The sequence below is a fragment of the Streptomyces sp. 2P-4 genome (genome assembly GCF_030167965.1).
In the GTDB taxonomy this organism is placed as follows: Bacteria; Actinomycetota; Actinomycetes; order Streptomycetales; family Streptomycetaceae; genus Streptomyces; species Streptomyces globosus_A.
This window is the reverse complement of record NZ_CP095011.1, coordinates 4,591,697-4,617,580: the sequence shown is the minus strand read 5'-3', so window position 1 is coordinate 4,617,580 and position 25,884 is coordinate 4,591,697. Positions and strand designations below refer to the sequence as shown.

The 25,884-nt window shown below is 74.2% G+C and carries 25 protein-coding genes and 1 tRNA gene; 16 read left to right on the top strand and 10 right to left on the bottom strand.

Annotation, left to right across the window (positions count from 1 at the left end; translation table 11 throughout):
- Positions 1–98 precede the first annotated feature (98 nt).
- From MUK52_RS20415 to MUK52_RS20400, 4 genes are read left to right on the top strand one after another with little or no spacing between them, the layout of a single operon-like run.
- A complete protein-coding gene (locus MUK52_RS20415) occupies positions 99–1,580 on the top strand; it encodes a pyridoxal phosphate-dependent decarboxylase family protein (protein WP_284578909.1) in 1,482 nt (493 codons plus the stop codon).
- Positions 1,564–2,883 (top strand): lysine N(6)-hydroxylase/L-ornithine N(5)-oxygenase family protein, encoded by a 1,320-nt coding sequence (locus MUK52_RS20410; RefSeq protein ID WP_114057655.1) that lies wholly within the window; start codon positions 1,564–1,566, stop codon positions 2,881–2,883. The genes MUK52_RS20415 and MUK52_RS20410 overlap by 17 nt, the downstream gene beginning before the upstream one ends.
- Positions 2,880–3,470, top strand: a complete 591-nt coding sequence (locus tag MUK52_RS20405; protein WP_114057656.1) for a GNAT family N-acetyltransferase — start codon at positions 2,880–2,882, stop codon at positions 3,468–3,470. The genes MUK52_RS20410 and MUK52_RS20405 overlap by 4 nt, the downstream gene beginning before the upstream one ends.
- A complete protein-coding gene (locus tag MUK52_RS20400) occupies positions 3,467–5,251 on the top strand; it encodes an IucA/IucC family protein (protein WP_284578905.1) in 1,785 nt (594 codons plus the stop codon). Before MUK52_RS20405 ends, MUK52_RS20400 begins: the two co-directional genes overlap by 4 nt.
- 69 nt (positions 5,252–5,320) lie before the next feature.
- Here MUK52_RS20400 and MUK52_RS20395 read toward each other — a convergent pair whose 3' ends face one another.
- The gene (locus MUK52_RS20395; protein WP_284578903.1) at positions 5,321–6,922 is read right to left on the bottom strand and encodes a beta-N-acetylhexosaminidase; all 1,602 of its coding nucleotides are present in this window, start codon (positions 6,920–6,922) and stop codon (positions 5,321–5,323) included.
- 51 nt (positions 6,923–6,973) lie between these two features.
- On the opposite strand from MUK52_RS20395, the gene MUK52_RS20390 reads away from it, so the two are divergent.
- The 3 genes from MUK52_RS20390 to glmS all read left to right on the top strand — a co-directional run bounded on the left by MUK52_RS20390 (position 6,974) and on the right by glmS (position 10,128).
- On the top strand, positions 6,974–7,867 hold the full coding sequence (locus MUK52_RS20390) for a DUF4429 domain-containing protein (RefSeq protein WP_114057659.1): 894 nt from the start codon (positions 6,974–6,976) through the stop codon (positions 7,865–7,867).
- Between the two features lie 108 nt (positions 7,868–7,975).
- A complete protein-coding gene (locus tag MUK52_RS20385; protein WP_114057660.1) occupies positions 7,976–8,251 on the top strand; it encodes a hypothetical protein in 276 nt (91 codons plus the stop codon).
- Between the two features lie 59 nt (positions 8,252–8,310).
- Positions 8,311–10,128: a glutamine--fructose-6-phosphate transaminase (isomerizing) gene (gene glmS, locus MUK52_RS20380; protein WP_114057661.1), complete on the top strand. Its 1,818-nt coding sequence runs from the start codon at positions 8,311–8,313 to the stop codon at positions 10,126–10,128.
- A gap of 137 nt (positions 10,129–10,265) precedes the next feature.
- Here glmS and MUK52_RS20375 read toward each other — a convergent pair whose 3' ends face one another.
- Positions 10,266–10,838, bottom strand: coding sequence for a GPR1/FUN34/YaaH family transporter (locus tag MUK52_RS20375; RefSeq protein WP_284578899.1), 573 nt, complete (start codon positions 10,836–10,838; stop codon positions 10,266–10,268).
- Between the two features lie 96 nt (positions 10,839–10,934).
- Positions 10,935–11,465: a universal stress protein gene (locus tag MUK52_RS20370; RefSeq protein ID WP_114057663.1), complete on the bottom strand. Its 531-nt coding sequence runs from the start codon at positions 11,463–11,465 to the stop codon at positions 10,935–10,937.
- A gap of 340 nt (positions 11,466–11,805) precedes the next feature.
- Between MUK52_RS20370 and MUK52_RS20365 the strand changes: the two genes are divergently transcribed.
- The 4 genes from MUK52_RS20365 to MUK52_RS20350 all read left to right on the top strand — a co-directional run bounded on the left by MUK52_RS20365 (position 11,806) and on the right by MUK52_RS20350 (position 14,731).
- The gene (locus MUK52_RS20365; protein ID WP_428985459.1) at positions 11,806–12,255 is read left to right on the top strand and encodes a hypothetical protein; all 450 of its coding nucleotides are present in this window, start codon (positions 11,806–11,808) and stop codon (positions 12,253–12,255) included.
- Between the two features lie 373 nt (positions 12,256–12,628).
- Entirely contained in the window at positions 12,629–13,798 is a 1,170-nt protein-coding gene (locus MUK52_RS20360; RefSeq protein WP_114057664.1) for a helix-turn-helix domain-containing protein, read from the top strand.
- A gap of 153 nt (positions 13,799–13,951) precedes the next feature.
- Positions 13,952–14,554 carry an oligoribonuclease gene (orn, locus tag MUK52_RS20355; protein WP_114057665.1) on the top strand — a complete coding sequence of 201 codons (603 nt, stop codon included), beginning with the start codon at positions 13,952–13,954 and terminating at the stop codon, positions 14,552–14,554.
- A gap of 104 nt (positions 14,555–14,658) precedes the next feature.
- A tRNA-His gene (locus MUK52_RS20350) sits at positions 14,659–14,731 on the top strand.
- Positions 14,732–14,847: 116 nt separating this feature from the next.
- On the opposite strand, the gene MUK52_RS20345 is transcribed toward MUK52_RS20350, so the two are convergent.
- The 4 genes from MUK52_RS20345 to MUK52_RS20330 all read right to left on the bottom strand — a co-directional run bounded on the left by MUK52_RS20345 (position 14,848) and on the right by MUK52_RS20330 (position 17,840).
- A complete protein-coding gene (locus MUK52_RS20345; RefSeq protein ID WP_174250462.1) occupies positions 14,848–15,489 on the bottom strand; it encodes a disulfide bond formation protein B in 642 nt (213 codons plus the stop codon).
- 11 nt (positions 15,490–15,500) lie between these two features.
- Positions 15,501–15,665, bottom strand: a complete 165-nt coding sequence (locus MUK52_RS20340; RefSeq protein WP_185902606.1) for a DUF5993 family protein — start codon at positions 15,663–15,665, stop codon at positions 15,501–15,503.
- 62 nt (positions 15,666–15,727) lie between these two features.
- Positions 15,728–17,128 carry a sensor histidine kinase gene (locus tag MUK52_RS20335; RefSeq protein WP_284578894.1) on the bottom strand — a complete coding sequence of 467 codons (1,401 nt, stop codon included), beginning with the start codon at positions 17,126–17,128 and terminating at the stop codon, positions 15,728–15,730.
- A gap of 22 nt (positions 17,129–17,150) precedes the next feature.
- The gene (locus MUK52_RS20330) at positions 17,151–17,840 is read right to left on the bottom strand and encodes a response regulator transcription factor (protein WP_114057667.1); all 690 of its coding nucleotides are present in this window, start codon (positions 17,838–17,840) and stop codon (positions 17,151–17,153) included.
- 79 nt (positions 17,841–17,919) lie between these two features.
- On the opposite strand from MUK52_RS20330, the gene MUK52_RS20325 reads away from it, so the two are divergent.
- Entirely contained in the window at positions 17,920–18,477 is a 558-nt protein-coding gene (locus tag MUK52_RS20325; RefSeq protein ID WP_284578891.1) for a hypothetical protein, read from the top strand.
- A 51-nt stretch (positions 18,478–18,528) separates the two neighbouring features.
- Here MUK52_RS20325 and MUK52_RS20320 read toward each other — a convergent pair whose 3' ends face one another.
- Positions 18,529–19,473, bottom strand: a complete 945-nt coding sequence (locus tag MUK52_RS20320) for a spermidine synthase (protein ID WP_284578889.1) — start codon at positions 19,471–19,473, stop codon at positions 18,529–18,531.
- Between the two features lie 43 nt (positions 19,474–19,516).
- Positions 19,517–19,981: a hypothetical protein gene (locus MUK52_RS20315; protein ID WP_284578887.1), complete on the bottom strand. Its 465-nt coding sequence runs from the start codon at positions 19,979–19,981 to the stop codon at positions 19,517–19,519.
- Positions 19,982–20,260: 279 nt separating this feature from the next.
- On the opposite strand from MUK52_RS20315, the gene MUK52_RS20310 reads away from it, so the two are divergent.
- Complete coding sequence (locus tag MUK52_RS20310; protein ID WP_284578885.1) at positions 20,261–21,562, top strand: NsdA family TPR-like regulatory protein; 1,302 nt, start codon at positions 20,261–20,263, stop codon at positions 21,560–21,562.
- A 38-nt stretch (positions 21,563–21,600) separates the two neighbouring features.
- Here the strand turns inward: MUK52_RS20310 and MUK52_RS20305 are convergent, their stop codons facing one another.
- Positions 21,601–22,197: a histidine phosphatase family protein gene (locus MUK52_RS20305; RefSeq protein WP_114057670.1), complete on the bottom strand. Its 597-nt coding sequence runs from the start codon at positions 22,195–22,197 to the stop codon at positions 21,601–21,603.
- Positions 22,198–22,315: 118 nt separating this feature from the next.
- Between MUK52_RS20305 and MUK52_RS20300 the strand changes: the two genes are divergently transcribed.
- From MUK52_RS20300 to MUK52_RS20290, 3 genes are read left to right on the top strand one after another with little or no spacing between them, the layout of a single operon-like run.
- On the top strand, positions 22,316–23,152 hold the full coding sequence (locus MUK52_RS20300; RefSeq protein ID WP_114057671.1) for a phosphatase PAP2 family protein: 837 nt from the start codon (positions 22,316–22,318) through the stop codon (positions 23,150–23,152).
- On the top strand, positions 23,091–24,287 hold the full coding sequence (locus MUK52_RS20295) for a hypothetical protein (protein ID WP_114057672.1): 1,197 nt from the start codon (positions 23,091–23,093) through the stop codon (positions 24,285–24,287). The genes MUK52_RS20300 and MUK52_RS20295 overlap by 62 nt, the downstream gene beginning before the upstream one ends.
- Complete coding sequence (locus tag MUK52_RS20290) at positions 24,275–25,849, top strand: hypothetical protein (protein ID WP_284578881.1); 1,575 nt, start codon at positions 24,275–24,277, stop codon at positions 25,847–25,849. The genes MUK52_RS20295 and MUK52_RS20290 overlap by 13 nt, the downstream gene beginning before the upstream one ends.
- Positions 25,850–25,884 lie beyond the last annotated feature (35 nt).

Sequence of the window (25,884 nt, the reverse complement as noted above, 5' to 3'; positions counted from 1 at the left end):
ACCGGACCCCACCCCCATTTGGCCGAATAATTAGGTTAGGCTAACCTAAGGCTTGCACCTGATCTTCCCCCCTCTTCCCCTGCCCCGGAGGAAAGTTGATGCGCTCGCATCTCCTGAATGAGACGACCGCGGAGCTGTACCGGCGTTCCGTCACCGAGGGCGTCGAGCGCGTCGCCGCGAAACTCGCGTCCACCCAGCGGCCCCACACCGGAATCTCCGTCGACGAACTCGCCCCCGTGGTCAACGGAATCGACCTGGACCGCCCGCTGGAGGACCCGGCCGCCGTCCTGGACGAGCTGGAAGAGGTCTACCTGCGCGACGCGGTGTACTTCCACCACCCGCGCTACCTGGGCCACCTCAACTGCCCGGTCGTCATCCCCGCCGTCCTCGGCGAGGCGGTCCTCTCCGCCGTCAACTCCTCCCTGGACACCTGGGACCAGTCCATCGGCGGCACGCTCATCGAGCGCCGCCTCATCGACTGGACCGCGGCCCGCATCGGCCTCGGCCCGGACGCGGACGGCATCTTCACCTCCGGCGGCAGCCAGTCGAACTTCCACTCCCTGCTGCTCGCCCGCGACGAGGCCTGCCGCAAGGCCATGCAGGCCGCCGACCGCCCCCTCGCCAAGTCCGAGGTCCTGCCCCGCCTGCGCATCTTCACCTCCGAGGCCAGCCACTTCAGCGTCAAGAAGTCGGCCGCCATGCTCGGCATGGGCTACGAGGCCGTCATCGCCGTCCCCGTCGACCGCAACCGCCGCATGGACACCTCCGTCCTCGCGCTGGAGCTGGAGGAGTGCGCCTCCGAGGGCCTCATCCCGATGGCCGTCGTCGCCACCGCCGGCACCACCGACTTCGGGTCCATCGACCCGCTCCCCGAGATCGCCCGCCTGGCCGCCGAGCACGGCACGTGGATGCACGTGGACGCCGCCTACGGCTGCGGACTGCTGGTCTCCCCCACCCGCCGGCACCTCCTCGACGGCATCGAGCACGCCGACTCGGTCACGGTCGACTACCACAAGTCCTTCTTCCAGCCCGTGAGCTCCAGCGCGATGCTGGTACGCAACCGCGACACCCTGAAGCACGCCACGTACCACGCGGACTACCTCAACCCGCGCCGCATGGCCGAGGAGCGGATCCCGAACCAGGTCGACAAGTCCATCCAGACCACGCGCCGCTTCGACGCCCTCAAGCTCTGGATGACGCTGCGCACCATGGGCGCCGACGGCATCGGCTCCCTCTTCGACGAGGTCGTCGACCTGGCCGCCGCCGGCTGGGACATCATCGACGCCGACCCGCGCTACGAGGTCGTCGTCCGGCCGCAGATCTCCACCCTGGTCTTCCGCTACGTCCCCGCGGACGAGGTGCGCCCCGACCTCGTCGACGAGGCCAACCTGCACGCCCGCAAGGCCCTGTTCGCCTCCGGCGAGGCCGTCGTCGCGGGCACGAAGGTCGACGGCAGGCAGTACCTGAAGTTCACCCTCCTCAACCCGCAGACCACCACGGCCGACATCGCGGCCGTGCTCGACCTCCTCGCGTCCCACGCCGAGCAGTACCTGGGAGAATCCCTTGCAGTCGTCTCGTGAGCCCCGTGGCCCCCGCCGGCCCCTCGACTTCATCGGTATCGGCCTCGGTCCCTTCAACCTGGGACTCGCCTGCCTGACCGCCCCGATCGACGAGCTCGACGGCCTCTTCATCGAGACGAAGCCGCACTTCGAGTGGCACGCGGGGATGTTCCTGGACGGCGCGCACCTGCAGACGCCGTTCATGTCGGACCTGGTCACCCTGGCCGACCCGACCTCGCCGTTCTCGTTCCTGAACTACCTCAAGGACCAGGACCGGCTGTACTCCTTCTACATCCGGGAGAACTTCTACCCGCTGCGGACCGAGTACAACGACTACTGCCGCTGGGCCGCCGACCGCCTGGAGAACGTGCAGTTCTCCACCTCCGCCACCGAGGTCTCCTACGACGAGCGGGCCGGCCTGTACGAGGTGCGCACCGACCGCGGCGAGACCCACCTGGCCCGCCGCCTGGTCCTCGGCACCGGCACCCCGCCGTACGTCCCGCCGGCCTGCGCCGGCCTGGGCGGCGACTTCTTCCACAACTCCGCCTACATGGCGAACAAGGCAGAGCTCCAGAAGAAGAAGTCGATCACCCTGGTGGGCTCGGGCCAGAGCGCCGCGGAGATCTACCACGACCTGCTCTCCGAGATCGACGTCCACGGCTACCAGCTCAACTGGGTGACCCGCTCCCCGCGGTTCTTCCCGCTGGAGTACACCAAGCTCACGCTGGAGATGACCTCCCCGGAGTACGTGGACTACTTCCACGCCCTGCCGGAGGAGACCCGCTACCGGCTGGAGACGCAGCAGAAGAACCTCTTCAAGGGCATCGACGGCGAGCTCATCAACGCCATCTTCGACCTGCTCTACCAGAAGAAGGTCACCATGCCGGGCCCCGTCCCGACCACGCTGATGACCAACACCGCGCTGAACTCGGCGGCCTACGACACCACCACGGGCACCTACACGCTGGGCCTGCGCCAGGAGGAGCAGGAGCGCGACTTCTCCCTCGCCACGGACGGCCTCGTCCTCGCCACGGGCTACAGGTTCGTCCTGCCCGAGTTCCTCGCCCCGATCCGCGACCGCATCAACTTCGACGGCCACGGCCGCCCCGACGCGGCCCGCAACTACACGATCGACACGGCCGGCCGCGAGATCTTCCTGCAGAACGGCACCGTCCACAACCACTCGATCACCTCGCCGGACCTGGGCATGGCCGCGTACCGCAACGCGTACATCGTCAAGGAACTACTCGGCCGCGAGTACTACAAGGTCGAGAAGTCCATCGCGTTCCAGCAGTTCGCCGCCCCGGAAGGCGTGCACGCATGAGCACCACCACCGAGATCCTGTACGCCCGCACGGACGCCGCCCTCGGCTCCTTCGCGATCCGCGCCCTGGACCCGCTGACCGACGCAGAGCTGCTCCACGGGTGGGTCACCCACCCGAAGGCGGCGTTCTGGATGATGCAGGACGCCTCCCTGCCCGACGTCGAGCGCGAGTACATGAAGATCGCGGCCGCCGAGCACCACGACGCGTTCATCGGCCTGCACGAGGGCCGGCCCGCGTTCCTGATGGAGCGCTACGACCCGAGCCGGCTGGAGCTGGTCGGCCTGTACGATGCCGAGCCCGGCGACACCGGCATGCACTTCCTCGTCGCGCCCAGCGACACCCCGCTGCACGGCTTCACCCGCGCCGTGATCACCACGGTCATGGCGGCTCTGTTCGCCGACCCGGCCGTCCGGCGCGTCGTCGTCGAGCCCGACGTCGACAACAAGGCCGTGCACGCCCTGAACGAGGCCGTCGGCTTCGTCCCGGAGCGCCCCGTCCAGAAGCCGGAGAAGACCGCCCTGCTCAGCTTCTGCACCCGCGAACAGTTCGAAGCGGCCACCGGCCTGACCACGGGAGCGTCGATATGAGCCTCGCCGACGCGATCTCCCACCTCTCGCCCGAACTGTGGGCCCGCGCCAACCGCGCGCTGGTCCGCAAGGCCCTGGCGGAGTTCTCCCACGAGCGCCTGCTGGACCCGCAGCCCCTGGAGGACGGCTCCGGCTACCGGGTCCGCAGCGACGACGGCACGGTGGAGTACCGCTTCCGCGCCGTCCGCCACGCCCTGGACCACTGGGCCGTGGACGAGGCCTCGATCGTCCGCCTGAAGGACGGCGCCGAGGCCGAGCCCGACGCCCTCGACTTCCACATCGAGATGCGCGGGGCGCTCGGCCTGAGCGACGAGGTCCTGCCGGTCTACCTGGAGGAGATCTCCTCCACCCTGGCGGGCACCGGCTTCAAGTACACCAAGCCGCAGGTGCCGGCCGCGGTCCTCGCGAAGTCCTCGTTCCAGGACATCGAGACCGGCATGACGGAGGGCCACCCCTGCTTCGTCGCCAACAACGGCCGCCTCGGCTTCGGGGTGCACGAGTTCCGCAGTTACGCGCCGGAGGCGGCGAGCCCGGTCCACCTGGTGTGGGTGGCCGCCCGCAAGGACGTCTCCACCTTCACCGCCGGCGCCGGCCTGGACCACGACTCGTTCATGCGCGCCGAGCTGGGCGAGGAGGCCATCGCCGGGTTCGAGGCGAAGATGGCCGCGCTCGGCCTGGACCTGGCGGACTACCACCTGCTGCCGATCCACCCCTGGCAGTGGTGGAACAAGACGACCGTCACCTTCGCCGCCGAGATCGCGAGCCGCCGCCTGGTGCTGCTCGGCGAGGGCGCGGACGCCTACCTGGCGCAGCAGTCCATCCGCACCTTCTTCAACACCAGCGCCCCCGAGAAGCACTACGTCAAGACGGCGATCTCGGTGCTGAACATGGGCTTCATGCGCGGCCTGTCCGCGGCGTACATGGAGGCCACCCCGGCCATCAACGACTGGCTGCACCGCCTCATCGAGAACGACGAGGTCCTGCAGTCCGTCGACTTCTCGATCATCCGCGAGCGGGCGGCGATCGGCTACCACCACCGCCAGTACGAGCGGGCCACGGACCGGTACTCGCCGTACCGGAAGATGCTGGCCGCGCTGTGGCGCGAGTCGCCGGTGGGCTCCCTGAAGGAGGGCGAGCGGCTGGCCACGATGGCCTCGCTGCTGCACGTGGACGCCGAGGGCCGGTCGTTGGCCGCCGCGCTCATCGAGGAGTCGGGGCTGAGCCCGGCCGAGTGGCTGCGCCACTACCTGCGCGCCTACCTCGTGCCGCTGCTGCACTGCTTCTACCAGTACGACCTCGCGTACATGCCGCACGGCGAGAACACCATCCTCGTCATCGAGGACGGCGTGGTGAAGCGGGCGGTCTTCAAGGACATCGCCGAGGAGATCGTCGTCATGGACCCGGACGCGGTCCTGCCGCCGGCGGTCGAGCGGATCCGGGCGGACATCCCGGAGGACATGAAGCTGCTGTCGATCTTCACGGACGTCTTCGACTGCTTCTTCCGCTTCCTGGGCTCGATCCTCGCGACCGAGGGCGTCTGCGACGAGGACACCTTCTGGAAGGCCGTCGCGGACTGCGGCCACGCCTACCAGGAGTCGATGCCGCAGCTCGCCGAGCGCTTCGAGCGGTACGACCTGTTCGCCCCGGAGTTCCAGCTGTCCTGCCTGAACCGGCTCCAGCTGCGCAACAACAAGCAGATGGTCGACCTGACCGACCCGTCGGCCGCCCTCCAGCTGGTCGGCACCCTGCAGAACCCCGTCGCGCCCTTCGCGCGGCGGTAGGCACGGGCGGGCCGGTGTGCGGCCACGGTCCCCCGCACACCGGCCCGCCCTCCGCCGCCCCCTCCTCCGCTACCGCCGCGCCGCGGCCCCCGCCTGCCAGGGCACGTCCGCCGCGCGGTGGTAGCCGATGCCCTGCGCCTCCATCCGCGGGGCCTGCGCGGCCAGGCGCGGCCCGTACTCCGCCCAGTCGGGCGGCTCCTGGCTCCAGCCGAGCTCGGCCAGGCACAGCACCCGCGGGAACGCCATGTACTCCAGCTCCTCGCGGGTCGCGACGGTCTCCGTCCACAGCGGCGCCTCGACCCCCAGCACCGCCTCGGCCGGCAGTCCGGCCAGGTACGCCCCCGGGTCCCACTCACAGGCCCGGCGCACCGGCACGTAGCCCGCCCAGGACAGGCCCGGCTTCGTCGCGGCGTCGTACTTCATGTCGAGGTAGAGCCGGTCGGCCGGTGACAGGATCACCGGGTGGCCCGCCTTCGCGGCGGCCGCGACCCGGGCCTTCTCCGCCGCGCCGGTCCGGTCGTGGCCCCAGTACTGGAGCACCGCCCCCGGCGCCGGCCGCGCCTCGGCCAGCTGGTGCCAGGCCACCACCGTCTTGCCGTGCCGGGCGACCGCCTGCTGCGCCCGGTCCATGAACGCCGCGTAGTCCGCGGGCGCCGTGGCGGAGGCCTCGTCGCCGCCGATGTGCAGGTAGCGGCCGGGGGTGAGCGCGGCCACCTCGGCGAGGACGTCCTCGACGAAGTCGTAGGTCCGCTCGCTGCCGGTGCACAGCGAGCTGAAGCCGACCTTGGTGCCCGTGTAGCGCGGGGGTGCCTTGCCGTCGCAGTTCAGCTCCGCGTAGGAGGCGAGCGCGGCGTTCACGTGCCCCGGCATGTCGATCTCCGGGACGACCTCCACGTACCGGTCGGCCGCGTACCGCACCAGGTCGCGGTACTCGTCCTTCGTCCAGTGGCCGCCGGGCCCGCCGCCGACCTCGCTGCCGCCGCCGTACTCGGCCAGCCGCGGCCAGGAGTCGATGGCGATCCGCCAGCCCTGGTCGTCGGTGAGGTGCAGGTGGAGGGTGTTCACCTTGTACTGGGCGAGCTGGTCGACGTACCTCTTGACCTGCTCCGCGGTGAAGAAGTGCCGGGCGATGTCGAGCATCGCCCCGCGGTGGGCGAACCGGGGCGCGTCGGTGACCGTGCCGCCCGGGACGGTGCCGGCGCCGCCGGCGGCGGGCAGGAGCTGGCGCAGCGTCTGCCCGGCGTGGAAGAGGCCGGCCGGGGTGCGGGCGGTGAGGGTGACGGCGCGCGGGCCGGACTCCAGCCGGTAGCCCTCGTCGCCGAGGTCCGGGGCCGAGGGGTCGAGCCGCAGCTCGATCCCGCCGCCCGCGGGAGCGTCGACGACGGGCAGCGGCAGCCCCGTGGGGCCGCGGAGCTGCTCGGCGAGGAGTTCGCCGACCCTGCGGACCTCCGCGTTGCCGGTGCGGCCGGTGCGGATGACGGTGCCCGGCCCGAGGGCGTGGCCGGATCCGGACGCCCGGACGGTGGCCGGGGCCGGCAGGAGCTGCCCGAAGCCGGCGGGGGCGGCGGGCCGGGGGGCGCGGGGTTTCGCGTCGTCGCCGCGGGCGGTGGCACAGGAGGCGACCGAGGCCAGGAGGAGGAGGGTGCCGAGCGTGCGTCGCAGGACTCTCATGGCCCAGGTATAGGCCAACTCGCGTGCGGGGGGCGGTGCGAGAATCGCAGGATGGCGGAAATCATCCAGAAGGACGGTACGTGGGGCTTCGACGGGGACGCGGTGCGGATCGTGCCCGGGCGGGACAAGGGGGTGGGCCTGCTGCGCCAGAGCCTCGGCGAGGTGGTCGTGCCGCTGCGCGCCATCGCCGGGATCAGCTTCGAGCCGGGCCGCAAGGCGGGCCGGCTCAGGCTCCGCCTGCGTGACGGGGCGTGCCCGCTGCTCCAGGTGACCGGGGGGCGGCTGCCCGAGTCCTCGGACCCGTACCGGCTGGCGGTGGAGTCGGACCGGTCGGGCGTGGCCGAGTACTTCGTGGACGAGGTGCGCAACGCGCTGCTGCTGGAGCAGGTGGAGTCGGGCCCCGTGGAGGCGTACCTGCTGCCGGGGCCGGCGGTGCCCATCACGGTGGCGGCGGGCGACGGGACGGTGGCCTTCGACGGCGACCGGGTGGGCCTGGACTGGAACTGGACGACGGAGGAGGCGAAGAGCTCCGGGGGCCCGCGGGAGTTCCGGGTGGTGGACCTGCGCGGGGTGGAGTGGTCGCCGTCCAAGGGCCTGGACAACGGGTGGATCCGGTTCACGCTGGCCGGGGCCCCGCCGGCGCCCGCGCCCAAGTACGACCCGTACACGGTGGAGCTGTTCGGCTTCCGGAAGGACCCGCTGATGGCGCTGGTCGCGGCGGCGGTGGCGGCGCGGATGCCGCACCCGGCGGCCGTGCCCGGGCAGGTCCCGGCGGCGGCCGCGGCGGCGCCGGAGCTTGCGGCGGGGGCGCCGGAGCCGTCGGGCCCGGAGGACCACGACGCGCTGCTGCGCCGGCTGCGGGAGCTGGGCGACCTGCACCAGTCGGGGATCCTGACGGCGGACGAGTTCACCGCGGCCAAGCAGGCCGTTTTGCGGCGTTTCTGACCTCTTCCATAGCGGATCAGCGCATTCCGCTGGTCCAGACCAGCATGATCCTGCCCGGTTTCGGGCAGGATCTTTGCGTTCCTGCCCTTCTCCCGTCAATATCTACGAGTGCTCGACCGCCGCCCGTCATACGACGACCTCGTCGACCACCTGGTACGCAGCACCTCGCTCCAGCGCGGGGAGGCCGCACGGGTGGTGCTCGACGTGCTCGCGTACTTCGACGAGACGACCGAGGAGTTCGTCCGCCGCAGGCACCGCGAACTCCAGGCAGGCGGGGCGGTCAACGCCGAGATCTTCGAACGGATCGCGGCCGAGCTGCCGCACCGCGCCGTGGCGCCGCCGGAGCTGTCGCTGCGGCAGCTGCGGCGCATCGTCTACGGCTGAGCGCCGCGGCAGCACGGCACGGCACGGGCAATCCGAAACCTCAGGAGGGGCAGTACTTCATGTGCGGAATCGTGGGATACATCGGCAAGCGCGACGTCGCGCCGCTGCTGCTGGAGGGCCTCCAGCGTCTGGAGTACCGCGGGTACGACTCGGCGGGCATCGTCGTCAACAGCCCGAAGTCCACGGCGCTCAAGGTCGTCAAGGCCAAGGGCCGCGTCCGTGACCTGGAGACCCGGGTCCCCAAGCGCTTCGCCGGCACCACCGGCATCGCGCACACCCGCTGGGCCACCCACGGCGCCCCGAGCGACATCAACTCCCACCCGCACCTGGACGCGGAGAACAAGGTCGCCGTCGTCCACAACGGCATCGTCGACAACGCCGCCGAGCTCCGCGCCAGGCTGGAGTCCGAGGGCGTGGTCTTCGTCTCGGAGACCGACACCGAGGTCATCGTCCACCTGATCGCCCGCTCCCAGGCCGAGAGCCTGGAGGAGAAGGTCCGCGAGGCCGTCAAGGCGATCGAGGGCACCTACGGCATCGCCGTGATGCACGCCGACTTCGCCGACCGCATCGTCGTCGCCCGCAACGGCTCGCCGGTCGTCCTCGGCATCGGCGAGAAGGAGATGTTCGTCGCCTCCGACGTCGCCGCGCTCGTCGCCCACACCCGCCAGGTCGTCACCCTCGACGACGGCGAGATGGCCACCCTGAAGGCCGACGACTTCCGCACCTACACGACCTCCGGCGCAACCACCACCGCCACCCCGGAGACCGTCGAGTGGGAGGCCGCCTCCTACGACATGGGCGGCCACGACACCTACATGCACAAGGAGATCAGCGAGCAGCCCGACGCGGTCGACCGCGTCCTGCGCGGCCGCATCGACGACCGCTTCTCCACCGTGCACCTCGGCGGCCTGAACCTCGACCCGCGCGAGGCCCGCGGCATCCGCCGCGTCAAGATCCTGGGCTGCGGCACCTCGTACCACGCCGGCCTGATCGGCGCGAGCCTCATCGAGGGCATGGCCCGCATCCCCGCCGACGCCGAGCCTGCCTCCGAGTTCCGCTACCGCAACCCGGTCGTGGACCCCGACACCCTCTACATCGCCGTCTCCCAGTCCGGCGAGACGTACGACGTGCTGGCCGCCGTCCAGGAGCTCAAGCGCAAGGGCGCCCGCGTCCTCGGCGTCGTCAACGTGGTCGGCTCCGCCATCGCCCGCGAGGCCGACGGCGGCGTGTACGTGCACGCCGGCCCCGAGGTCTGCGTCGTCTCCACCAAGTGCTTCACCAACACGGTCGTGGCGTTCGCGCTGCTCGCCGTGCACCTCGGCCGCATCCGCGACCTGTCCGTCACCGACGGGAAGCGGATCATCGAGGGCCTGCGCCGCCTGCCCGCCCAGATCGAGGAGATCCTCAAGGGCGAGGAGGACATCAAGGAGCTGGCCGCCCAGTACGCCGACGCCAAGTCGATGATGTTCATCGGCCGCGTCCGCGGCTACCCGGTCGCGCTGGAGGCCTCCCTGAAGCTCAAGGAGATCTCCTACATCCACGCCGAGGCCTACCCGGCCTCCGAGCTCAAGCACGGCCCGCTCGCCCTGATCGAGCCGGCGATGCCGACGGTCGCGATCGTCCCCGACGACGACCTGCTGGAGAAGAACCGCGCCGCCCTGGAGGAGATCAAGGCCCGCAGCGGCCGCATCCTCGCCGTCGCGCACCGCGAGCAGGAGAAGGCCGACCACACCATCATCGTCCCGAAGAACGAGGACGAGCTGGACCCGATCCTGATGGGCATCCCGCTCCAGCTGCTGGCCTACCACACCGCCCTGGCCCTGGGCCGGGACATCGACAAGCCGCGCAACCTGGCGAAGTCCGTGACCGTCGAGTAGCAGCGGCGGGCGGCCTCGCCGCCCCGCCGAGGCGCGCCGAGACGGCCGAACGGCCCCCGGTCCGAGGACCGGGGGCCGTTCGTGCACCCGCGCCGCCTTCCCGTGCGGCGCCGCCTGGCGGGACGGCGCCGAGCGGGTCAGCCCGCGGCGGCCGCGCTCCTGCCGCCGGAGGCCCGGCCGAGCGCGGTCGGCCAGTTGGCGAGCGCCGCCGTGGCGCCGTACCAGGCCATCAGCCCGGAGACGGCGGCCACCCAGCCGGCGGCCTTGCCCAGGCCGCCGCTGTCGGCGAGGGTCCCCACGGCGAGGAGGACGAGGGAGAGCGTGAGCAGGGCGTACGCCCCCTGGCCGAACAGCCCGCCCGGCGCACTCAGGGTGAGCGTCAGCGCGAGCAGGGCGAAGAGGAGCAGGAACAGGCCGGCGGCGTTGGCCGAGACCTTGGCGTCGGCCCCGTGGGCCCAGGTGAACCAGAAGGCGCCGAGGCCCGCGAACGCCGTGCCGTTGAAGCCGTTTCCGCCGCGGTACTCCAGGAGTCCGAGGACGAACAGGGCGAGGCCGCCGACGTAGGTCGCGAGCGAGACGGAGTCGGCCGCGGACACCCCGCCGACGATGCCGGTCTGTCCGATTCCGAAGGCGAGAAGGGTGAGACCCAGGGCCAGGTTCCCGAGGGTCGAGGTGGAGGCCGTGCTTCCCGCAGAGACACCGTTGTCCACGGCGGGCTCCCTTCGATCTGCAGTTGTTGCTGCGTCCCAGCAGCACTTATCTACCCTTTACAGGGGTGCACAACCGCACAATCAGCACCTGCGGGGTTACGGAATGACAACAACCGGTCGCTGTGCGCGCTTGGCCAGGCGGCCCGCGACCGAGCCGAAGATCCGGCCCACGATCCCGTGCGTCGAGCCGACCACGATGGCGTCGGCCGAATACTCCCGGCCGACCTCCTCCAGTTCGTGGCAGATGTCGCCGCCCCGCTCGACGAGGATCCAGGGCACCTCGGCCAGGTAGTCCGCGCAGGCCAGCTCCAGGCCCAGCACCTCGGTGCGGTGGTCCGGCACGTCGACGAAGACCGGCGGCTCGCAGCCCGCCCACACGGTGGTGGGCAGCCGGTTCGCCACGTGCACGATGATCAGGCCGGAGCCGGAGCGCCGCGCCATGCCGATCGCGTACGCCAGGGCGCGCTCGCTGGAGGTGGAGCCGTCGAAGCCGACCACCACGCCGTGGCGGAAGGCCGGGTCGCAGGGGTGGCGCGCCTCGTCCGCCGCGCGCACGTCGCTCGGCACGTGGTCGGCGAGCGGCTTGCGCTTGCGGTCCGCGGGTTCGGGGAATTCGTGACCGGCCATGGGTGTCTCGGCGAAGAGGTCCTCGGGCGAAGGGACAAGACGACGGGGCGGCAGTGGGTGAAATCGACGACGGAGGGTGACGGAGCTCTGTCCGGGAAGCATCTTCCCAAGCCCTTACCCCTCAGGGTACGGCGACACTCCTGTCCTGCCCAGGGCATGCAGCACTTGGAGAGCGTCCCAGGGAGCATGCCGGAGGCAGGCCTGGTTGGCAATGGCCGCTGGCCCCTACAGCCAGTGACCGGCGGGCTGCCGCGCCACCCGTGCGCGCAGTGACCGAGCCCCGCCGGGCACCGTTGGACAGGCGTCCGACCGTCCAGGAAGAGCCCGCAGGGAGCCCGCCGTGCCCGGCCACCCGGTTCCGCCCGCCCAGTCCGCCGAGCCGGCGCACCCCGGCCCGCACGCCGACCCGTACGCCGGCGCCCCCCGGCGTCCCGCGGGCGGCGCGGTTCACCCGTCCGTGCGGTCCGCGCACCGCCGGGACGACGATCCCGCGGGTGACGTGGTGCGCTGGGCGGTCTTCAGCTGCCTGCTCGTCCCGGTCGTCCTCGTCGTCTACGGGACCTCCTTCGGCGGGGCCGCGGTGGCGACCCTGGGGCTGGTGGCGGTCACGGCCGTGTGCCGGGTGATGCTCCGCCGGTCCGAGCAGGCCGGGCGGGCCGCCGCCCTCGTCCCGGCGCGGCAGCGGGCGGCCGCCGGGCGGCGCCGGCGGCAGTCGCGGGGCGCGGGCGCGGCCCGCGGCGGCGGCCGGCACGGCTGTGCGGGTCCGGGCGGGGGCGCCCCGCGGGACTGACTGGTTCGCACAACCACACCCGCTTGGTTTCGGCCAACTTCCCGGAAGGTCCGCCCCCTTGCCGGAATGCCCCGTCCCGCCCCCCACCACCAGCGTCAACGGCTGCGGAGGGCCCGGAAGACCCGATGAGTACCGGCCACGGCCGAATCCAGGACCCCGCAGGCCGGTAGCGGAGCGGAACGGTTCCTGATCGAATGCTTTTCGCCAAGTTGCCAAGTCGACATAGCGCTGCGTGCTGAACTTGTCACGCCGACACCAGCGGACGCAGTAGATTCGATCATGTTTTACGGCGGGGGATCCACGTGCAAGGCCGAGGGGAAACGTGCAGGTGCGACCAGACCAAGGAGTCGCGACACCCAAGGGGGGCTTAGCCATGAGCCAGGATTCCACCGCCGTCGTCGCGGACGCCGGCAGGAAGCTCGCGGGGCGTCGCCGCAGGGAGATCGTCGCGGTGCTGCTGTTCAGCGGCGGACCGATCTTCGAGAGCTCCATCCCGCTCTCCGTGTTCGGCATCGACCGGCAGGACGCGGGAGTTCCACGCTACCGACTGCTCGTGTGCGCCGGTGAGGACGGTCCGCTGCGGACCACCGGCGGGCTCGAACTGACCGCGCCGTACGGCCTGGAGGCGATCGCCCGCGCGGGCACCGTCGTCGTCCCGGCCTGGCGCTCCATCACTTCGCCGCCGCCTCCGGAGGCGCTGGACGCCCTGCGTCTGGCACACGAGGAGGGGGCCCGGATCGTCGGGCTGTGCACGGGGGCCTTCGTGCTCGCCGCCGCCGGCCTGCTGGACGGGCGGCCTGCGACGACGCACTGGATGTACGCGCCGACGCTGGCCAAGCGGTACCCGTCCGTCCACGTCGACCCGCGCGAGCTGTTCGTCGACGACGGCGACGTCCTCACCTCCGCGGGCACCGCGGCCGGAATCGACCTGTGCCTGCACATCGTGCGCACCGACCACGGCAGCGAGGCCGCCGGGGCGCTGGCCCGCCGGCTCGTCGTCCCGCCGCGGCGCACGGGCGGCCAGGAGCGCTACCTCGACCGGTCCCTGCCGGAGGAGATCGGCGCCGACCCGCTGGCCGAGGTCGTCGCCTGGGCGCTGGAGCACCTCCACGAGCAGTTCGACGTGGAGACGCTCGCCGCCCGCGCGTACATGAGCCGGCGCACCTTCGACCGGCGGTTCCGCTCGCTGACCGGCAGCGCGCCGCTGCAGTGGCTGATCACCCAGCGGGTGCTCCAGGCGCAGCGGCTGCTGGAGACCTCCGACTACTCGGTCGACGAGGTCGCCGGGCGCTGCGGGTTCCGCTCGCCGGTCGCGCTGCGCGGGCACTTCCGCCGCCAGCTGGGGTCCTCCCCGGCGGCCTACCGCTCCGCCTACCGGGCCCGCCGGCCCCAGGGCGAGGCGCAGGCCTCCGACCTGGGCGCGGGGCCGGTGCCGCACCAGCGCACCCCGCAGCCGCAGCGCGCGGCGGCGGCGCTGGCCGCCTCCGGCCCGACGGTGACGGAGCTGTACGCCCCGAACCGGGTGCTGCGCGAGCACGCGTAGCGCCGGGCTCGGGGGCGCACCCCGAACGGCAGGGCCCCGTACCGGTCTCGAACCGGTGCGGGGCCCTGCGCCGTCCCCGGGGGCGCCGCCCGGGTGCGGGCCCGGCCGGATCGGCGCGGGGAGCGCACCCCGGGGAGCGCATAAGGTGGACGCATGAACGATCGCATGGTGTGGATCGACTGCGAGATGACCGGTCTCTCGCTGACGGACGACGCACTTATCGAGGTGGCCGCGCTGGTCACCGACTCGGAGCTGAACGTGCTCGGCGAGGGCGTGGACATCGTGATCCGCCCGCCGGACGCGGCCCTGGAGACCATGCCCGACGTGGTGCGCGAGATGCACACCGCCTCCGGCCTGCTCGCCGAGCTGGCCGGGGGGACGACGCTGGCCGACGCGGAGGAGCAGGTCCTCGCGTACGTGCGCGAGCATGTCAAGGAGCCCCGGAAGGCGCCGCTGTGCGGGAACTCGGTCGGCACCGACCGCGGGTTCCTGCTGCGGGACATGCCGGCGCTGGAGAGCCACCTGCACTACCGGATCGTTGACGTGTCCTCGGTCAAGGAGCTGGCGCGCCGCTGGTACCCGCGGGCGTACTTCAACAGCCCGCCGAAGAACGGCAACCACAGGGCGCTGGCGGACATCCGCGAGTCGATCGCCGAGCTGCGCTACTACCGGGAGGCGGTCTTCGTGCCGCAGCCGGGGCCCGACTCGGACACCGCCCGGTCCATCGCCGCGAAGTACGTGCTGCCCGCCGGATAGCACGCGGAGCGGCCCCGATGGAGGGGGTCCCGGAAAACGGGGGCGCGAGCACCCTCCGGGACCCTGTACCCTTTTCTTCGGCCGGTCGGTTTCGACCGGGCGTGGTGGGTGTAGCTCAGTTGGTAGAGCACCTGGTTGTGGTCCAGGTGGCCGCGGGTTCGAGTCCCGTCACTCACCCTGGCAGGAGGGCCCCGGTCCGCGGAAGCGGCCGGGGCCCTTCCGCGTCCCCGGGGCCTCTTCCGGCCGCCGGGACCGCTCGGACCGGGTGCGCGGCGCAGAGGGCTCCGCCGGCGCTACCACAGCCCGCCGGGGCGTACGTCGTGGAAGAACTCGTAGCGGCGCGGTGCCTCGGGCAGGAACCAGTGGAAGCCCTCCTGGAGGAAGACCGCGGCCAGGCTCACGGCGGTGACCAGCAGCAGGAGCCACAGCACGGCCGCCCCCGCGGTCCGGTACCGCCCGGGCCCGGCCGCCGGGACGGCCCGGTCCGCGGTCGCGTGGGCGAGGGCGAGGACGATCCCGACGGCCGCGGCGGAGGCTTGGAAGAGGAGCGCCGCCCACATGGGCGGGTGTAGGCCGAGGACCGCGGCGCCGTCCGCCCGGCCGCCCGGCAGGACGGCCTGCCGCCAGGACGCGAAGGAGCCCGCCGCGAGGGCGGTCAGCGCGAGCCCCCACCCGGTCATGTAGTCGCGGCCGGAGACCGCCCCGTCCATCAGGGCCGTCCGCACGATGTACGCCGCGCCCGCCGCCGCGAGCAGCATGCACATCCGCTGGACGACGCAGAGCGGGCACGGCGGCGCCCCGGCCGTGAACTGGTGGACGAGGCCGCCGGCGGCGACGAGCGCCCAGCCGGCGGTGAAGAGGCAGGCGAACCAGAACTGGACCCGCCCGAGGAGGCCGCCCTCGATCGGCGTCTCCGGAACCATGCTGCTGTGCATCGTGACCACGGTCAGAGGCCCGCCCCGAGCGAGGGGCCGCCCGCGGCGTGGTGGGCCGTCAGCAGGACCACCGCGGCGAGCACGGCCCACCAGGCGCCGAGCACGGCCGTCCGCGACGACTCCCGGCACATGGCGAAGAGGGTGGCGAGGAGACCGCCGAAGATGAGGGTGTCCATGCCGCGGACGGTACCCACGGAGCCGCGCGCGCCCCGCGAGGCGCGCCCCCGGCGCCCGCCGGTTACGTCGGTTGACCGGCAGCGGCGCGTCCGCGCCGCCTGCGCCGTCCGCGGCGCTCGCGGCCGCCGTCCGGGCCGGTGCCGCGGGTCCGGCCGTCGAGGGCGATCCACAGCCGGACCTCGGTGCCGCCGAGGACGGAGCGGCCGATGCGCACGTCGCCGCCGGTGGACTCGGCGACCCGGCGGACGATGTCCAGGCCGAGGCCCGTCGAGCCGTCGCGGCCGCCGTCGTTCCCGCGGCGCAGGGCGGCGTCGGGGTCGTCGATGCCGGGGCCGGCGTCGGAGACGAGGACGATGACGGCGTCGCCCGCGTCGTGGACGTCGACGGCGAAGGGGGTGCCCTCGGGGGTGTGCCGGAAGACGTTGCCGAGGAGCGCGTCGAGGGCGGCGGCCAGTTCGGGCCGGGCCACCGGGATCCGCACCGTGCGGTCCACCCCGGCGAGCCGGACGGTGCGGCCCTCGTCCTCGGCGAGCGCCGACCAGAAGCCCATCCGGTCGCGGATCACCTCGGAGGCGTCGCAGCCGGCGCCCGCCCCGGCGGCGGGGGCGCGCTGCTCGCGGGCGGTGCGGATGATCGTGTCGACCTCCCGCTCCAGCTGCTCGACAGCCGCGCGGGTCTGCTCGGCGGCCGGGCCCTCGCCGAGCGAGGCCGCGTTGAGCCGGAGCACCGTGAGGGGGGTGCGCAGCCGGTGGGAGAGGTCGGCGGCGAGCTCCCGCTCGTTGGCGAGGAGCTCGACGACCTGGTCGGCCATGGAGTTGAACGCGACGGCGGCGGAGCGCAGCTCCTTCGGCCCGGCCTCCGGTACGCGTGCCCCCAGCCGGCCCTCGCCCAGCTGGTGGGCGGCGTCGGCGAGCCGCTCGGCGGGCCGTACGAGCCGGGCCCCGAGCCGGTCGGCGACGGCGACCGAGCCGACGACGAGCGCGAGGCCGACGCCGGCCAGGACGAGCCAGGCGGTGCCGACGCCGTTGCTGACCTCGGATTCGGGGACGTAGATCTCGACGACGGCGATGTCGCCGGAGCCGAGGGCCGTGGGCTGGAGGAGGGCGGAGCCGCCGCGGGCCAGCGGGACCGTCATGGCCCGGCCCTGCTTGCGGGTCTCCTCCACGGCGTGCACGGCTGCCCGGCCGGTGCCGACCTCGACGGCCTGGCTGCCGCCGACGGCGGGCACGTGCACGGCCATCCGCCCGGCGGCGCCCGTCTGCGTGGACTCCACCGCCTTGCGCAGCTGTACGGGGTCGGTGGTGATGGACAGGGTCGGGCCGATCGTGGCGGCCTGCCGCTCGGCGTTGGAGAAGGCCCGGTCGCTGGCCATCTCCTGGACGACGAGCCCGAGCGGCACCGCGAAGGCCACGACGACCATCACCGTGACCGCCAGGCACACCTTGACCAGGGCCCACCTCACGGGCGCGCCCCCCTGCCGCCGCTCACGCGGGCGGTTCCAGCTTCACCCCGACGCCGCGCAGCGTGTGCAGGTAGCGGGGGTTGGCGGCGGTCTCGCCGAGTTTGCGGCGCAGCCAGGACAGGTGCACGTCGATGGTCTGGTCGTCCCCGTACGACTGCTGCCACACCTCGGCGAGCAGCTCGCGCCGGGAGACGACCACGCCGGGCCGGCCGGCGAGGAAGGCCAGCAGGTCGAACTCGCGGCGCGTCAGGTCCAGTACGGCGCCGTCCAGTTCGGCCTGGCGGCGCAGCGGGTCGATGGCCAGCCCGCCCACGCGCAGGACGCGGGAGGGCGCCTCGGCCCCGGCGGCGGCGCGGGCGCGGCGCAGGACGGCGGCGATGCGGGCGGAGAGGTGCTCGACGGAGAACGGTTTCGTCAGGTAGTCGTCGGCGCCGTCGTTGAGCAGCCGGACGATCTCGGCCTCGTCGTCGCGCGCGGTGGCGATGATCACGGGGACGTCGGTGATGCCGCGCAGCATCTTCAGCGCCTCGGCCCCGTCCAGGTCGGGCAGTCCGAGGTCGAGGATGACGACGTCGAAGCGGTGGTGGGCGACCTCCCGCAGGGCCTCCAGGGCCGTGCCGACGCTGCGCACGGTGTGGGCGGCGTCGGTCAGGTGCCGGATGAGGGCGGAACGTACGAACTGGTCGTCCTCGACCACGAGCACACTTGCCATGGGCCGCACCGTAGTCCATTCGGGGGACACTGCGGGGTGTCGGGCGGCGTTCGGGGCGGGTGGTGCAGTATGTGGCCTGATGCGCCGAGGACTTGTACATGCTTTCGCCTGGATGCTGGCGACCGGGGCGGCGGTGACGCTGTCGTGGTGGGGCGTGCACTCCGTCATGTCCGGAACGGCCTACGATCCGCCGCTCGCGGTGCCGTTGGCGCCGGACGCGCTGTCCTCGTCGACGCAGCGCCCGCCCACCGCCGCGCCGGCGCCCTCCCCGACCGGGTCGCCGTCCGCCGCGGCCTCCCCGCCGGACCCGGGCGCGCCGCCCGCCGGGCAGCCGTCCGGCAGGCCGTCGCCGAAGGCGTCCGGGGCGGGCGCCCGCCCGGCGGGGCAGGAGGCCGCGGACGGCTCCGGGGATGCCGGGCGGGTGAAGGCGTACACGGCGGCGGGCGGGCGGGTCGTCTTCGACCTCGGCGCGTACTCGGCGGACCTGGTCTCGGCGACGCCGGAGGCGGGCTGGCAGATGCAGGTGTGGAAGCAGCCGTACTGGATCCGGGTCACCTTCACCAAGGGCGACCGGGAGGTATCCGTCTTCTGCACGTGGCACAGCCATCCGCCGCTGGTGGAGACGTACGAGAACTGAGCGGGCGGCGGGGCGGGGGGCGGGGCCGCGCGGGGCGCGGGCCGCGCCGCGTCAGCGGAAGACCGACGGCGGCGGCTGCGGCGACGGGACCGCCGAGGCGTCCGCGACGGGGGCTGCGCCGCCCGCGAAGTCGGTCAGGGCCCGGCCGTGCTCGACGCGCCCGGGGTGCGGGTCGCTCGCGACCCGGCGGGTGAACTCGGCGACGGGCAGTTCGCGGTCGGAGGCGGCGAGCACCGCATTGCCGAAACGCTTCCCCCGCCACACCACCGGGTCCGCGGCCAGCGCCAGGTGCGCGAAGCGGGCGGCCGCGGTCGCGATCTGGCCCTTCAGGTGCGCGAGCGGCGGCCCGTCCGCGAGGTTCGCCGCATACCAGCCGCCGGGCGCGAGGGTGCGGCGCACCTCGTCCAGGAACTCGGTGCTCGTCAGGTGCGCGGGGGTCCGGGCGCCGCTGAACACGTCCGCGATGACCAGGTCCGCCCAGCCGTCGGGGACCTTCGCGAGGCCGGCGCGCGCGTCCAGCGCCCGGACGCGGATCCCGGCCTGCGGGTCCGGCGGCAGGTGCTCCCGCACGAAGGCCACCAGCGCGGCGTCGACCTCGACGACCTGCTGCCGGGAGCGGGGGCGGGAGGCCGCCGTGTAGCGGGCCAGGGTGAAGGCGCCGCCGCCGAGGTGGACCACGTTCAGCGGCCGCCGGGCGGGGGCGGCGAGGTCGATGAGGTGGCCGATGCGGCGCTGGTAGGCGAACGCGAGCCGGCCCGGGTCGGCGAGGTCGACGTGCGACTGCGGCGCCCCGTCGATCAGCAGGGTCCAGCCGCCCGGGTGCTCCCGGTCGGGCGCCAGCTCCGCGAGCCCGCCGTCCACCGGAGCGGAGACCGGCCCGGAGCCGCCGCCGGGGCCCGCCGCCGGCGCGCCCGCGCGCCCGCGCCGCCCGCTGCCGGCGTCCGTGCCGCGCGCCTCGCCCCGGCCCTTGTCCCTGCCTCTGCCCTTGCCTGCCACCAGGCCATTGTCCCCGCCCCGCGGGTCCGTCGGCCCGCCCCCCTCAGCTGCAGCTGTCCGCCGCCTCGATCAGCCGGGCCGCCTCGCCGAGCGCCGCCCGCAGCACCTCCGGGTCGGTGACGCCGCCCGCCGGGTCGGGCGGGAGCAGCCAGCCCCCGTCCCGCGCGGCCGGGGGCAGCTCGCCGAAGCGCATGCCGCGGCCGTTCGTCTGCGTGCAGGCGCTGCCCGGCAGGTCCCAGCCGTCGGCGGTGCCGGGCGGTACGAGGAAGCCGAGGGTGTCGCCGGAGCCGTCGTGGAGGACCGGCCCGACCCCGCCGTCCCGGTCCGCGGCGCGGCGGATGATATCGACGGCCTCCAGGCCCTGCCGGGCGGGCACGGTCACGAGGTCCGGCGCGCCGGCCCCGGCCGCCCGGACCGCGAGGGCCGCGGGGGCCGCGGGGGCCGCCCGGAACCCGGGTGCGCAGGGCCCGCCCTGCGCGGGCGCGGTGTCCATTCCAGTGCTTTCCATACCGGCCTCCACCACCAGAACGCCTCCTCCGTCGCCTGCGCGCGGGGGACGGGAGCCGCAGCGCGCTCCTCAAGGGGTTCAACGCCCCCGTCCGTCAACAGATGCGGCGGCAAGACGCCGCAAAGGATGGCAGTTCATGGCGGATCGCGGGTGAGATATCCGATTTGTAGCCAAACACCACGTCACGGGGCCCCCGCCGGCGGTACGTTGCGTGCGCGCCGGGCCGGCACCCCCGCCGACAGCACCGGCGGTGCGTCCCCTGCCAGAGAGGCCAGTTCCATGGCGGCGTTCCCGCACTCACCCAACCAGGCGTTCCGGCGGCTGCGCGGAACCCGCTCCCCCGCGGAGTTCGCGGCCCTGGTGCGGCGGGCCGCCCGCGACATCGGAGAAACGGTTTCCTGCGACGCCCGCTACATCGGCCGGGTCGAGGCCGGGGAGATCCGCTGCCCCAACTACGCCTACGAACGGGTCTTCCTGCACATGTTCCCCGGCCGGACCCTGACCGACCTGGGCTTCTCCCCGCGCGAGGCGGTCCGGGGCCGCGCCGCCCAGCGCACCGCGCACGCGCGTGCGCAGGCCGGGGAGAGCAACGTGCAGCGCCGCGCCTTCATGGCGGGCGGCTCCGCCACCGTGGCGGCCGCCACCCTCGGCCTGACCCTCTTCGGCGACACCCGCCGGCTGCCCGCCCGCGCCGGCGAGCCCGAGGCCGCGGCCGTCGAGGACGCCGTGCGCCGGATCCGGCTGCTGGACGACCGGCACGGCGCCGACGCCCTGTACCGCCGCGCCGCCGAACCGCTGCGCGCCGCGTACGCACTGCTGGACGCGGGCGCGACCCGGCAGTCGACCGAGGACCGGCTGCACGCGGGCGCCGGCGAGCTGGCCCTGTCGGTGGGCTGGCTGGCACACGACTCCGGCCGCTTCGACGACGCCCGCTCGCACTACGCGGAGGCCCTGGCCACGGCCCGCGTCTCCGGGAACGCCGCCCTGGAGGCGCATGCCTTCAGCAACATGGCCTTCCTGGCCCGGGACACCGGCCGCCCGCGGGAGTCGGTGCGGGCCGCTCAGGCGGGCCGCCGCGCCGCCCGCTCCCTCGGCTCCCACCGGCTGCTGTCGCTGCTCGCGCTGCGCGAGGCGGGCGGCTGGGCCGGCCTCGCCGACCGGCGGGCCTGCGAGGACGCCCTCAGCCGGGCGCACGCCGAGTTCGCCCGCGGGGAGGCCGGCGCCGACCCCGAGTGGATGTCCTTCTTCGGCGAGGCCGAGCTGGAGTCGCTGGAGTCGCGCTGCTGGGCGGCGCTCGGGGAGCACGCCCGCGCCGCCCGGCACGCGCGCCGCGCGGCGGACCTCCAGGACCCGCACTTCGCCCGCAACGTGGCCCTCTACACCGCGGAGCTCGCCGACGACCTGGCCCGCGCGGGCGCCCCCGACGAGGCCGCCTGGGCGGGCGGCCGCGTCATGGACCTGCTCGCTGACGTGCAGTCCACCCGGGTCGAGAGCATGCTGTCGGCGACGGCCCGCACCCTGGTGCCGCACCAGCGCAGCCCCCGGGTGGCGGCCTTCCTGGCCCGCCGCGCCATGGCCTGAGGCCGCTCCCTGCACCCCGGGGCACGTCGATACGGGCCCTACGCCTCCAGGTGCCCGGTGTCGTTCCAGCGCTCCAGCGCGGGGGCCCCGTACGCCCAGCCGAGCACCGAGAGCGAGGTGGGCTCCAGGCGGATGCGCGCCCCGAAGGAGGCCTCGAAGCCGAGCCAGCGGGCGGCGAGGGTGCGCAGGATGTGCCCGTGGGCGAAGACGAGGACGTCCCGCTCGGCGGAGCGGGCCCAGGCGACGACCTCGTCCGCGCGGGCCGCGATGTCGGCGACGGACTCGCCGCCGGGGACGCCGTCGCGCCAGATCAGCCAGCCGGGCCGGACCGCCTGGATCTCGGCCGGGGTCATGCCCTCGTAGTCGCCGTAGTCCCACTCCATCAGCAGGTCCCACGGCTCGGCCCGGCCGCCGAACCCGGCCAGGTCGCAGCTCTCGCTCGCCCGGGACAGGGGGCTGGTGCGGACCTCCACACCGGGCAGGGCGTTCCACGGCTCCCCGGCGAGCCGCTCGCCGAGCAGCTTCGCGCCGCGCCGGCCCTCTTCCAGCAGGGGCACGTCGGTGCGGCCGGTGTGCTTGCCGAGCCTGGACCACGCGGTCTGGCCGTGCCGGGCGAGGAGGATGCGGGGCGCCATGGTCGTTTTTCTCCCGGTACTGGTGGTTCGCAGTGGTTCGCGTGCTCGTATCGTCCGACCATCATCCATCACACCGGCACCAGGCAACCCGCGTACCCGAACACACGTCTTAGGCCGCATGACTGAAAGGCGGACGCCCGCACGCTGGTGGGCCGAACTGCTGCTCCTGGGGCTCCTCTACGGCGCGTACTCCGGCGGCAGACTCCTCGCCCGCGGCGACGTCGGACTCGCCGTCGGCCACGGGCTCGCCATCCTCCGCGCCGAGGACGCGCTGGGCATCGCCTTCGAGCGGCCCCTGAACCGGCTGCTCACCGGCCACGCCGCCCTCGGTGTCCCCGCCGACTTCGTCTACGCCTCCCTGCACTACCTCGTCACCCCGGCCGTGCTGGTCTGGCTCTACCGCCGCCGCCCGCACGCCTACACCGCCGCCCGCACCTGGCTCGCGGCCTCCACCCTCCTCGGCCTCGTCGGCTTCACCCTCCTGCCGACCTGCCCGCCCCGCCTGCTCGACCCCGCCTACGGCTTCACCGACACCATGGCGCAGTACAGCGCGTACGGCTGGTGGGGCGCCGAGGCCAGCGCCCCCCGCGGGATGGGCGGCCTGACCAACCAGTACGCGGCCATGCCCAGCCTGCACGTCGGATGGGCCCTGTGGTGCGGCGTCCTGCTGTGGCGGCACGGCCGGCGGCCGCTGCTGCGGGCACTCGGCGCCGCCTACCCCGCCCTCACCGTGCTGGTCGTCATGGGCACGGCCAACCACTACTTCCTCGACGCCGCCGCCGGGGCCGCCGTGATGGCAGCCGGGTACGCGATCGCCCGCCGACTGCCCTCCCGAACAGCGCATTTCGGCAGTACGCCCCCGATTGTCAGTGGCGGATGGGACACTTCCGCCCGTGAGCTCCTACCCGCACAGCGGCCCGCCCCAGACGACGACACTGCGGCAGCGGCTCGCTGACCTGCGCGGCCCGGCCGTGCCTCCCCGCCCGCTCGACGCCCGCGCGCTGGCGGCCCTCGCCGCCAACCCGGGCTGCGGCAGACGCGCCCTGCTGGACGGGGCCGGAGTCGACAAGACGGCACTGGCCGCGGCGCTCGGCTCACCCGCACCGTTCGGCCAGTCGCAGTTCGCGATCATCCGCGGGAACTCCTTCGAGGCCAAGGTCAAGGCCGACGGCGGGGCGGAGCTGCTCCGCCTGGTCCACCTCCACCTCGGGGCAGGCGCCGAACCGCCCCGCGCCGGCACCCCCGTCCCCGACCTCACCGCCGCCGGCCCCGAGGGCCGCGCCGCCCGCACCGCGCTCGCCCTGCGCGAGGCCACCGCCGCCGGCGCGTGGACCCTGCTGGACCACCCGATGCTGGCCCTGGAGGTCGCCGGGACCCCCGCCTACCTGGAGCCCGACGCCGTCGTCGTGCACCCCGACGGCCGCTGGACCGTCGTGGAGGTCAAGTCGTTCCCGCTGCTCGACGGCTCGGCCGACCCCGCCAAGGTCGGCGCCGCCGCCCGGCAGGCCGCCGTGTACGTCCTCGCCCTGGAGGGGACCGCCGCGAAGGTGGAGGCCGCCGAGGTCGGGCACACCGTGCTGCTCGTCTGCCCGAAGGACTTCTCCAACCAGCCCGCCGCCGCCCCCGTCGACGTACGCCGCGAGCGCGCGGTCACCCGCCGCCAGCTCGCCCGCCTCACCCGCGTCGAGGAGCTCGCCGCCACCCTCCCCGCCGGGCTCACCTTCGACCCGGCCCGGCCCGCCGCCGAACTCACCGAGGCCGTCTCCGCCGTCTCCGCCTCCTACGCCCCCGAATGCCTCTCCGCCTGCGAGCTCGCCTTCCACTGCCGGGAGCGGGCCCGCGCCGCCGGCGAGGCCACCGCCCTCGGCCGCTCCGTCCGCGGTGAACTCGGCGGCTGCGCCACCGTCGCCCAGGCCCTCGACGCCGCCGCCGGCCGCGGCCCGGCCGACGACCCGACCGCCGCCGCCCTGCTCCAGGCGGCCCGGCTGCGCGCCGAGGCCCTCGCCGAGGCCGCGGACCGCGCCGCCGCCGGGGCCCTCGCCGCCGCGGAGACCGCCGAGGCCCCGGAGGAGGGCGCATGCCGCTGCTGAACACCCTCGCCCGCCTGGAGGCGGTCCGCGCGGGCCGGGCCCGCCCGCTGGCGACCGTCCGCCACCGGCACCTGTCCGAGCGCCCGCTCGTCCTCGTCCCGCTGACCACCGCGGGCGAGGCCGGCGCGCCCCTCGGCGCGCTCGTCGGCACCGACCGGGCCGCGCCCCGGCTGCTGGTCGTGCCCCAGCCCCGCGACCGCGACCTGCGCTGGTCCTTCCTCGCCGACCTCGCCGACGAGGTCCTGCCGTACGTCGAGTCGTACGCGGACGCCGTCGAGGAGGTGGAGCGCACCGAGACCGACCCGGAGACCGGCGTGCGCGGCAAGGTCTCCGCCGAGCTGTGCCTGGACGCGCCGCAGCTGGTCGTCCCCAGCCGGGCCGGCGTCGAGTACGTCCGCCTGCTGGGCCGGTCCATGCGGTTCCGCCGCACCGCCGAGGAGGACCCCGACAACCCGTACCCGGCGCCCGCCCGGGTCCCGCTGCTGGGCCGCTGGCTCACCCACCTCGGCGAGCGCGCCCGCGTCCCCGGCTCCTGCATGCTGCTCGCCGCGACGGAGGTGCTCGCCCGGCACTGGGCCACCGGCCAGAGCAACCTGGAGGACCAGCACCTGGGCGCCCTGCTCGCCTGGATCGACCCCCCGGAGGGCGAGTCCGGCGCCGCGGCCGCGCTCCGCGCCGAGTCCGGCCGCGACCGGCAGGGCCGCCTCCTGGTCCCGCCCGCCGGGCCCGCCACCGACCCGGCCTTCGACAACAGGCTGCTCGCCCCCGCCATGGCCCGGTACGACGCCGCCCGCGCCTCCGGCCGCCCGGCGCAGGCCGCCAGCGCCGCGGAGGAGGTCCGCGAGCTGGTCGCCGGGCAGATGCGCCCCACCTGGGACGCGGTGTGGCGGGCCCTGGACCTGCTGCACGGCCTGCCGCCCGCCGAGCGCGCCGAGGAGCGGTGGGTCCGCGACCGCTGGTCCTACACCGGCCACCGGGACCGGGTCCGGGCGGGCGAACCGCCGCAGCCGCGCCGCGACGACGCCGTCACCGCGGCGCAGAAGCTCGCCACACGGGAGACGGAGCAGGTGCGCCTCGACGCCCAGGAGGCCCTGGACGACCCGCTGGTCATGGCCGGCCGGCGGCTCGCCGGCGAGGCCTTCGCGGGCGAGGTCACCGAGGTCGTCATGGAGTGGACCGACTCCAGGCGGCCGAGCCCCCGCCCCCTGGTGACGGTGCTCACCGAGGACCGGCCGCAGCTCGCGGAGGAGGGCGGCCAGAAGGTGTACCGCTCGCTGGACGGGCGACCGCAGAGCGCGCAGTTCGTCCGCCGCGAGGAGGACGGCCGCCTGGTGCTGCGGCTGCTGGACAAGATGGGCCGCGGCCGCGAGCCGGAGCCCGGCTCGGTCCCGGAGAAGGGCGACCGGGTCTGCTGGACGCTGTTCGAGCACGACGCTCGGGGCGGCCCGAAGCTGCCCGACCCGGAGCAGACCCCGTGGACGCACGGCGGACCGCCCGGATCCGCGGCGGCCGAGGCCGCCGCCTGGCTGCCCGACGCCGTGACCGACGAGGACCTCCTGTGACCGCGAGCCCGATCCCCCGCCCCGGCCCCGACCCC